The organism is Actinomadura napierensis (assembly GCF_039529375.1).
GTDB classification, from domain to species: domain Bacteria; phylum Actinomycetota; class Actinomycetes; order Streptosporangiales; family Streptosporangiaceae; genus Spirillospora; species Spirillospora napierensis.
In genome coordinates this window covers 1-8,077 of the sequence record NZ_BAAAMR010000207.1, presented here as the reverse complement: position 1 = coordinate 8,077, position 8,077 = coordinate 1, and the positions used below count along the sequence as shown (strand labels likewise).

At 74.1% G+C, this 8,077-nt stretch carries 12 protein-coding genes; all 12 read right to left on the bottom strand.

Going from position 1 to position 8,077, the window contains the following annotated elements; translation table 11 throughout:
- A partial coding sequence (locus tag ABD296_RS48265; protein WP_344284886.1) for a hypothetical protein occupies nucleotides 1-207 on the bottom strand: 207 nt, incomplete at its 3' end.
- A 111-nt stretch (nucleotides 208-318) separates the two neighbouring features.
- Nucleotides 319-954 (bottom strand): RdgB/HAM1 family non-canonical purine NTP pyrophosphatase, encoded by a 636-nt coding sequence (gene rdgB / locus ABD296_RS48260; protein WP_344284883.1) that lies wholly within the window; start codon nucleotides 952-954, stop codon nucleotides 319-321.
- Nucleotides 951-1,670, bottom strand: coding sequence for a ribonuclease PH (gene rph / locus ABD296_RS48255; protein WP_344284880.1), 720 nt, complete (start codon nucleotides 1,668-1,670; stop codon nucleotides 951-953). Before rph ends, rdgB begins: the two co-directional genes overlap by 4 nt.
- 52 nt (nucleotides 1,671-1,722) lie before the next feature.
- Nucleotides 1,723-2,472 carry an MBL fold metallo-hydrolase gene (locus ABD296_RS48250; RefSeq protein WP_285921138.1) on the bottom strand — a complete coding sequence of 250 codons (750 nt, stop codon included), beginning with the start codon at nucleotides 2,470-2,472 and terminating at the stop codon, nucleotides 1,723-1,725.
- 30 nt (nucleotides 2,473-2,502) lie between these two features.
- A complete protein-coding gene (gene murI / locus ABD296_RS48245) occupies nucleotides 2,503-3,414 on the bottom strand; it encodes a glutamate racemase (protein WP_344284873.1) in 912 nt (303 codons plus the stop codon).
- A 160-nt stretch (nucleotides 3,415-3,574) separates the two neighbouring features.
- Nucleotides 3,575-4,369 carry a thioesterase family protein gene (locus ABD296_RS48240; protein ID WP_344284870.1) on the bottom strand — a complete coding sequence of 265 codons (795 nt, stop codon included), beginning with the start codon at nucleotides 4,367-4,369 and terminating at the stop codon, nucleotides 3,575-3,577.
- A gap of 176 nt (nucleotides 4,370-4,545) precedes the next feature.
- Entirely contained in the window at nucleotides 4,546-5,493 is a 948-nt protein-coding gene (locus tag ABD296_RS48235) for a PLP-dependent cysteine synthase family protein (RefSeq protein WP_344284867.1), read from the bottom strand.
- Between the two features lie 20 nt (nucleotides 5,494-5,513).
- A complete protein-coding gene (locus ABD296_RS48230) occupies nucleotides 5,514-5,786 on the bottom strand; it encodes a MoaD/ThiS family protein (protein ID WP_344284864.1) in 273 nt (90 codons plus the stop codon).
- An 82-nt stretch (nucleotides 5,787-5,868) separates the two neighbouring features.
- The gene (locus ABD296_RS48225) at nucleotides 5,869-5,997 is read right to left on the bottom strand and encodes a hypothetical protein (RefSeq protein WP_344284862.1); all 129 of its coding nucleotides are present in this window, start codon (nucleotides 5,995-5,997) and stop codon (nucleotides 5,869-5,871) included.
- 66 nt (nucleotides 5,998-6,063) lie between these two features.
- On the bottom strand, nucleotides 6,064-6,483 hold the full coding sequence (locus ABD296_RS48220) for a M67 family metallopeptidase (protein ID WP_344284860.1): 420 nt from the start codon (nucleotides 6,481-6,483) through the stop codon (nucleotides 6,064-6,066).
- 34 nt (nucleotides 6,484-6,517) lie between these two features.
- Nucleotides 6,518-7,552 (bottom strand): sensor histidine kinase, encoded by a 1,035-nt coding sequence (locus tag ABD296_RS48215; RefSeq protein WP_344284856.1) that lies wholly within the window; start codon nucleotides 7,550-7,552, stop codon nucleotides 6,518-6,520.
- Nucleotides 7,549-8,077: STAS domain-containing protein (locus ABD296_RS48210; RefSeq protein WP_344284853.1), on the bottom strand; the 529-nt coding region annotated here is incomplete at its 5' end. The genes ABD296_RS48210 and ABD296_RS48215, both read right to left, overlap by 4 nt.

Below are 8,077 nucleotides of genomic sequence, written 5' to 3'. Positions count from 1 at the left end.
CGGCCGCACCGACCCGCACGGCCGCGCCGTCGGCGCGGGTGCGGGGGTCTTCGGATGCGCCAGCGCGTTCCGCTCCGCCACCGGCGTGACGCGCGGCGACGAGCCGGAGTCGGCGGCCGCCCAGATCCCGGCGGCGAGCGCGCCCGCGCCCACCACCCCGGCCAGCGCCAGCATGGGCCCGCGGCGGATGCGACCCTTGTCGATCATGTTGCTCCTCGGGGGGACGGTGTCCGTACACCCCTCAGAACCCCCGCGGCGCCCCATCCGGTTGTCACGATCCCGGATGAATTTCCGCGAATCGACGGACCGGCCGCCGCCTCAGAGGCGGCCGGCGGCGGCGAGCGCGTCCGGGAGCAGCCCGGCCAGCGCGCGGAACGCCTTGCCCCGGTGGCTGATCGCGTCCTTCTCCGCCGGCGCCATCTCCGCGGTCGTGCGGGTCTCGCCGTCCGGCAGGAAGACCGGGTCGTAGCCGAAGCCGCCGGTGCCGCGCGGCGAGCGGATCACCGTCCCGCGCATCCGGCCCTCGACGGTGTGCTCGACGGCGGCGCGGTCGCCGCTCGCCGGGACGACCAGCGCCGCCGCGCACACGAACGCCGCGCCGCGCAGGCCGTCGGCGACGTCGCCGAGCTGGTCGAGGACGAGCTGAAGGTTCGCCGCGTCCTTGTCGCCGGTGGCGTCGCCGAACCGTCCCGACCAGCGGGCCGACAGCACGCCCGGCATGCCGTTCAGCGCGTCCACGCACAGGCCCGAGTCGTCGGAGACGGCGGGCAGGCCGGTGTGCGCGGCGATGGCGCGGGCCTTCAGCAGCGCGTTCCCCTCGAAGGTCAGCTCGGTCTCGGGCACGTCGGGCGCGCCGGGGAACTCGGCGAGGCCCGCCACGTCGACGCCGTCGAGGATCCGCTCCAGTTCGGCGATCTTTCCCGCGTTGCGGGTCGCCAGCACGATCCGCGTCACCGGGCGAGCGCTTCCTTCTGCAGCCGGGTCAGGTCGGCGCAGCCGCCCGCCGCGAGGTCGAGCAGCGCGTCCAGCTCGGCGCGGTCGAACGGGGCGCCCTCGGCGGTGCCCTGCACCTCGACGAACTTGCCGTCGCCGGTGCACACCACGTTCATGTCGGTGCCGGCGGCCGAGTCCTCCTCGTAGCACAGGTCGAGCCGCGCCTCCCCGGCGACGACGCCGACGCTGACCGCCGCGACCGAGGTGACCAGCGGGTTCCCGCGCAGCATCTTGCGCTCGCGCATCCACGACACCGCGTCGGCGAGCGCGACGTACGCGCCGGTGATCGCGGCGGTCCGGGTGCCGCCGTCGGCCTGCAGCACGTCGCAGTCCAGCTGGACGGTGTTCTCGCCGAGCGCCTTGAAGTCCAGGCACGCCCGGACGGACCGGCCGATCAGCCGGGAGATCTCGTGGGTGCGGCCGCCGACCCGGCCCTTGATGGACTCGCGGTCGTTGCGGGTGTTGGTGGCGCGGGGCAGCATCGCGTACTCGGCGGTGACCCAGCCGAGGCCGCTCTCGCGCCGCCAGCGGGGCACCGAGTCCTGCACGGAGGCCGCGCACAGCACCCGCGTCCGGCCGAACTCCACGAGCACCGACCCCTCCGCGTGGTCGAGCCATCCGCGCTGGATGCGGACGGGGCGGAGCTGGTCTGGTGCGCGATCATCGGGGCGTGCCATGCGCACCACCCTAGTGCCCGGCGGGCGCGTCACAGGTCGCCCGGCGGGCGCGTCACAGGTCGTAGGAGGCGCCCACCCGGGCCAGCTCGATGTCGCCGCCGTAGCCGCTGGCCTTGGCCTCCTTCAGCGACATGTCCTGGTCGTTCCACGGGACCAGGTGGGTCAGCACGAGGCGGCCGGCGTCGGCGCGGGCGGCGTGCTCGCCCGCCTCCCGCGCGGTCAGGTGCAGCTCGGACGGCAGGCCGGGCCCCTCCAGGAACGACGCCTCGCACAGGAACAGGTCGGCGCCGCGCGCCAGCTCCACCAGCGTGTCGGACACCCCGGTGTCACCGGAGTAGGCGAGGGCCTTGCCGCCGTGCTCGATGCGGAACGCGTACGCCTCCACCGGGTGCGGCATCAGCGCGGTCGTCACCCGGAACGGGCCGATCTCGTACGGGCCGCGGCGCAGCACGTGGAAGTCGAACGTCTCGCACATCCCCGGCTCGGGTTCGAGGTCGTAGGCCTTCGCCATCCGCACCGCGGTCCCCTCGGGGCCGTGGACCGGCAGCCGCGGCTGCGGGCCCTCGGGATGGTAGGTGCGCGCCACCCACAGCCCGCACAGGTCCAGGCAGTGGTCGGCGTGCAGATGCGAGACGCACACCGCGTCGATCTCCTGCAACGAGCGGAAGCGCTGCAGCGATCCGAGCGCGCCGTTGCCGAGATCGAGCACGAGCGCGTAGCCGTCGGCCTCGATCAGGTAGCTGGACGCGGGGCTGTCCGGCCCCGGGAAACTGCCGGAGCAGCCGATCACTGTGACCCGCACGCTCACTCCTCCTCTTGTGTCCCCGAGGAATCAGGTCGTCAGAGCCTTGCTCAGGGCGGGGCCGGTGCCCCCCGCGCCGCCCGGCCCGGCCTCGGCGGCCGCGCGGGCCGTCTCCACCGCGTCGATCTCCGGCCCGAGGAACCGCCGGCCGAGCTCGGCGAACACGTCGGGGTCACCGGTCACGCGGAACCGGTGCCGTGGCCGGGGCCTCGCCTCGTCGCGCGCCAGCCCCTGGTCGTGCAGCACTCGATACACGTCCTTGGCGGTCTCGTCGGCGCTTGAGACCAGTGTGACCCCGTCGCCGACGACATACGAGATGACGCCGGTCAGCAGTGGGTAATGGGTGCAGCCCAGGATGAGCGTGTCGCAGCCGGCGGCCACGATCGGCCGCAGGTAGTCGCGCGCCGCGTCCAGCAGTTCCGCCCCCATCGTCACACCCGCCTCGACGAACTCGACGAAGCGCGGGCAGGCCGCGCTGACCAGCTCGATGTGCGGCGCGGCGGCGAACGCGTCGTCGTAGGCGCGGCTGGTGACGGTGGCGTGCGTCGCGATCAGGCCGACCCGCCCGTTGGAGGTCGCGCGCACGGCGCGCCGGGTGGCCGGGTTGATCACCTCGATCACCGGGACGTCGTAGCGCTCGCGGGCGTCGCGCAGCATCGCCGAGCTGGCGCTGTTGCAGGCGATCACCAGCATCTTCACGCCCTCGTCGACGAGCTGGTCGAGCATCTCCAGCGCGTACGCGCGGACCTCGGCGATCGGGCGCGGCCCGTACGGCTGGCGGGCCGAGTCGCCGAGGTAGACGATCGGCTCGTTCGGCAGCTGGTCGAGGATCGCGCGGGCCACGGTGAGACCGCCGAATCCGCTGTCGAACACACCGATCGGCAGATCCGACCGGTGACCGGAGGAGGGCGCTGTCGGGTCGAGGTCGCCGGTCGCTGACATGGTCCTACAGGCTAGGCGACTTACCCCCGTCCAGGTGCGTCATGCGTTGGACATCACACCGTCACCCGCCGGAAAAGGGCCCAGTTCACGGGAGCCGCCGGTGATCCCGTCGCGGGCCGCGCCGAAACGCCGGGGGATCGTGCCGCGGGGCAGCCGACCGTCAGCCGCGGCCGACGCGGGCGATCTGGCGGCTCTGCGCGACGAGGCGTCCGGTGGAGTCCCAGACCTCGACCTCCTCGTCGAACCAGCCGTGCGACATCAGCCGCCCGCCGCCGTGCAGGGCGAGCCATCCAGGGGCGGGGACCGCCCGCATGTGCCAGGTGAGCTCGACGGTCGGCGCCCAGCCGCGGGTGCCGAGGTTGAGCGCGACGGGCGGCAGCGCGTCCACGGCGACCGCGAGGCTGTAGGCGTCGGGCTCGTGGCCGTCGCGGAGCCGGAACCAGGCGCGCGAGTCCGGGGTGCCGCTCGGCCGGCCGTCCAGCCAGCCCATCGTGGTGCGGTCGAAGCGCATGTCGACGCGGCCGGCGAAGCCCTCCGCGTCCTGCTTCTCGGCGCGGAAGTCGGTGCAGTCGGCCAGCGGCGGGACGGCGGGGTCGGGCGCCGGGCCGGCCCAGTCGGGCTGCACGGCGGCGTCCAGGGTGCCGGTGGTGATCAGCGCCTCCACCACGGAGCGGTCCTCCTGGACGAGGCTGACCAGCGCCGTCGCGGCGGTGCGGCCCTGCTTGCGGGTGTCGACGACCAGTTGCGCGGGGCCGGGCCGGCCGGGCCGCAGGAAGGTCGCCGCGGTGGAGATCGGGTGCTCGTGCGGGGAGGCGTCCACGGCCGCGCGGGCGAGGACCGCCATCAGGTAGCCGCCGTTCAGCGCCTCGCCGATGACGTAGCCGTCGTCCAGCACGGCCTCGTACCGGCCCTCGTCGATCCGCTCGACCGCGATCGCCGCTTCGAACCCGCTCATCCGCATCTCCCGCTCCGGCCGCCGGGCGTCCACCCGGCCGGCACGGTTCTAGAATCTCGTTCGATTCCGCACTGTACCGTGCCGGACGGGACGGACGCCGTGGCCGGGATCACGCCCGCCCGGCCCGCGGTCAGGCCCAGAGCCGGCCCGCGGTCAGGCCCAGAGCCGGCCCGCGGTCAGGCCCAGAGCTGGCCTTCGAGGCGCGCCTCGGCCTCCTCCAGGGTGCCGCCGTAGGCGCCCGTGGACAGGTACTTCCAGCCGCCGTCGGCGACGATGAACACGATGTCGGCGCGCTCGCCCGCCTTCACCGCCTTGCTCGCCATGCCGATCGCGGCGTGCAGCGCGCCGCCGGTGGAGATCCCGGCGAAGATGCCCTCCTGCTCCAGCAGTTCACGGGTGCGGCGCAGCGCGTCCAGCGACCCGACCGAGAACCGGGTCGTCAGGACCGAGTCGTCGTACAGCTCGGGGATGAAGCCCTCGTCGATGTTGCGCAGCCCGTACACCAGCTCGCCGTACCGCGGCTCCGCCGCGACGATCTTGACGCCGGGCACCTGCTCGCGCAGGTACCGGCCGACGCCCATCAGCGTGCCGGTGGTGCCGAGGCCCGCGACGAAGTGCGTCACCGACGGCAGGTCGGCGAGGATCTCCGGCCCGGTCGTCTCGTAGTGCGCCTGCGCGTTGGCCTCGTTCCCGTACTGGTACAGCATCACCCAGTCGGGGTTCTCGGCCGCCAGGCCCTTCGCCACCCGGACGGCCTCGTTGGAGCCGCCCGCGGCGGGCGAGGAGATGATCTCCGCGCCCCACATCTCCAGCAGCTGGCGCCGCTCGGCCGAGGTGTTCTCCGGCATCACGCACACCATCCGGTAGCCGCGCAGCTTGGCGACCATGGCCAGCGAGATGCCGGTGTTCCCGGACGTCGGCTCGAGAATCGTGCAGCCCGGCGTCAGCAGGCCGTCCTTCTCCGCCTTCTCGATCATGTAGAAGGCGGGACGGTCCTTCACCGACCCGGTCGGGTTGCGGTCCTCCAGCTTCGCCCAGAGCCGGACGTCCCCGCTCGGCGACAGCCGCGGCAGCCCGACCAGCGGGGTGCCGCCGAGGGAGTCCAGCAGCGAGTCGAATCGCATGTCCGCTCGTCCAGCCCGGCTCAGCCGCCCGCGACGGCCGGCAGGATCGTCACGCCGTCGCCGTCGGAGACCTGCGTCTCCAGGCCGCCGAGGAACCGCACGTCCTCGTCGTTGAGGTAGACGTTGACGAACCTGCGCAGGCCCTTGTCGTCCACCAGCCGGTCGCGCAGCCCGGGGTGGCGGGAGTCCAGGTCGGCGAACAGCTCGTCGAGCGTGCCGCCCTTGCCCTCGACGGCCTTGGCGCCGTCGGTGAGGTTGCGCAGGATCGTCGGGATCCGGACCTCGATCGCCATCGCGATGATCTCCTTCGGTCGTACGGGGCTCCCCGCCCTCTGCGTCACAACCGGGCGGGCAGCGGGGGAATTCCGGGCAGGATCAGCGCGTCGGCGAACAGTCGTAGACGACCTCGGCGCGCGAGTGCCCGAACAGGAAGCTCTGTACGGGTGGCACCGCGGAGGCCGGGACGCGGCGCCGCACGCCCGTCACGTCCCCGCTCGTCCACATGTCGACCAGTTTACCGGCCGCGTCCCGGCCGTTCCCCGCCGCCATCGCGCTCGGCAACCTCGGCGATCAGGCGTCGTAGGAGTCGACGATCCGGACCTCTTCCTCGGTCACCTCGCCGTCGGCGATCCGGTACGACCGGAACTCCTCGGTGTCCTCGGCGCGGGTCGACACGAGCACGTAGTGCGCGTTCGGCTCGGAGGCGTAGGAGATGTCGGTGCGGGACGGGTACGCCTCGGTCGCGGTGTGCGAGTGGTAGATCACCACCGGCTCCTCGTCCCGGTCGTCCATCTCCCGCCACAGCTTCAACTGCTCCTGCGAGTCGAACCGGTAGAACGTCGGGGACCGCTCGGCGTTGGCCATCGCCACGTACCGGACGGGCCGGTCGGACCCGATCGGGCCGGCGATGATGCCGCACGCCTCGTCCGGATGGTCGGCGCGCGCATGCGCGACGATCTTCTCGACCAGGGCACGCTCGATCGTCAGCATGCCCCGAAGGCTACCGCCCCGGCCGGCGCGTCCCTCATCCGCAGTCGAGCCGGACGTGCATCCGGAACCGGGTGCCGCCCGCGCCGGATCTGATCTGCACGATGTGGCAGAGCCGGCGCACGGCCCACATCGCGCCCCCGACGTCCCGGCCGCCCGGTGCGTCGCCGGAGTGCGGGGCGCGCGGCGGGGTGTAGCCGAGGAACCGGTCGGTGAGCGCGCGGCCCGGGTCGGCCACGTCGCACACCAGCTCGCCGGCCTCCGCCCACAGCCGCGCGGCGCCGTGCCCGCCGCCCTCCCGGACGATCATCGTGGCGACCTCGTTCACCGCCAGCACGAGCGGCAGCGTCCGGCTCTCCGGCAGCCCGAGCCGGACGGCCTCGGCGGTGAGGAAGCCGCGCAGCGACGGCAGCCCGCCGGGGCCGAACGCCCGGTGGGCAGCGGCGGTCGGGGGCGGCGGCAGCGCGCCCGCGTTGCATTCGGCGTAGTACTCGGCGGGGTCGGTGAACTCGGGGCTCGGGCGCGCGCCGTCCGGGCCGGCCAGCTCCGGATGCGTCCGGGCCATGCCGTCCAGCACGGGCCGGGGCAGCGACGCCGTGTCGTACGCGCACATGATCATGGTCGGGGTGCCGGCGAACACCACGTTCAGCAGCGACTCGTGCCGCTGCCACTCGCGCGTCTCCAGCGGCGTCAGCCCGTCCCACACCGGCTCGGCCAGCAGCCGCAGCCGACCGCGCGGCCACCAGTCGGCGCGCATCCGGTCGTGGTACCCGGCCAGCGCCCGCATCGGCCCGCGGAACCACTCGGCGGAGTCGATGAACTCGATGCCCGTGCAGGTCTCCACGCCGAGGTGCTCGCGCAGCGTCACCCGGACCGGGTCGGAGGCGATCACCACCACCGCGTCGCCCGCGCGCCGCCCGGCCCGCAGGTACGGGACGGCGGTCAGCGCCAGCTCGCGCGGCCACCCGTACGGCACCGCCCGGTGCACCAGCACGTCGCCGCCGGCGGCCTGCGGCGGCGCGTCCTGCGCGAGGCCCCGGGCCTCCGGCGGACCTGCCTGATGGGCGATCATCGAGCCCCCTCCCGGACGACGCCGGGCGCGCCCTCCCAGCCGGTCACCCGCATCATCATCTCCACGCAGCGGGGCGCCGACCGCAGCACGACCATCCGGTCGGGCACGACGCTCCACTCGTTCACGCCGACCAGCGCGCGCAACCCGTCCAGGTCGCAGAACTCCACCCCGGCCAGATCCAGGCACACGTGGGCGGCGCGGTCGTCCAGCCCGCGCAGCGCCGCCAGCAGGCCCGGCAGCGTCGACGCGTCGATCGAGCCGGACAGGCGCAGGCCGGGCGGCGCGAACAGCGGCTCGATCCGCAGCGCGCCGTCGTCGAACACCGCGTCGGCGCGGACCCGCCCGCCGTGGCACGCCTCCAGCCCGCCCAGCAGGCCCGGCCCGAACCAGCGCCGGTCGAACTGGCACAGCGCCATCACGTCGCCGGCCCGGGCCGCGGCCCGGCCCACGGCGTTCTCGAACGCCGCGAACCCGGCGGTGCCGGGCCAGCCGCGCGACGACGGCGACGCCTCGACGGTCACCCGG

What these genes read in the sequence shown, in the direction of transcription:
- ABD296_RS48220 (WP_344284860.1), bottom strand. Translation starts at nt 6,483, where the DNA reads ATGCTGACGATCGAGCGTGCCCTGGTCGAGAAGATCGTCGCGCATGCG.
- ABD296_RS48225 (WP_344284862.1), bottom strand. Translation starts at nt 5,997, where the DNA reads ATGTGGACGAGCGGGGACGTGACGGGCGTGCGGCGCCGCGTCCCGGCC.
- rph (WP_344284880.1), bottom strand. Translation starts at nt 1,670, where the DNA reads ATGGCACGCCCCGATGATCGCGCACCAGACCAGCTCCGCCCCGTCCGC.
- ABD296_RS48215 (WP_344284856.1), bottom strand. Translation starts at nt 7,552, where the DNA reads ATGATCGCCCATCAGGCAGGTCCGCCGGAGGCCCGGGGCCTCGCGCAG.
- murI (WP_344284873.1), bottom strand. Translation starts at nt 3,414, where the DNA reads ATGTCAGCGACCGGCGACCTCGACCCGACAGCGCCCTCCTCCGGTCAC.
- ABD296_RS48235 (WP_344284867.1), bottom strand. Translation starts at nt 5,493, where the DNA reads ATGCGATTCGACTCGCTGCTGGACTCCCTCGGCGGCACCCCGCTGGTC.
- ABD296_RS48240 (WP_344284870.1), bottom strand. Translation starts at nt 4,369, where the DNA reads ATGAGCGGGTTCGAAGCGGCGATCGCGGTCGAGCGGATCGACGAGGGC.
- ABD296_RS48230 (WP_344284864.1), bottom strand. Translation starts at nt 5,786, where the DNA reads ATGGCGATCGAGGTCCGGATCCCGACGATCCTGCGCAACCTCACCGAC.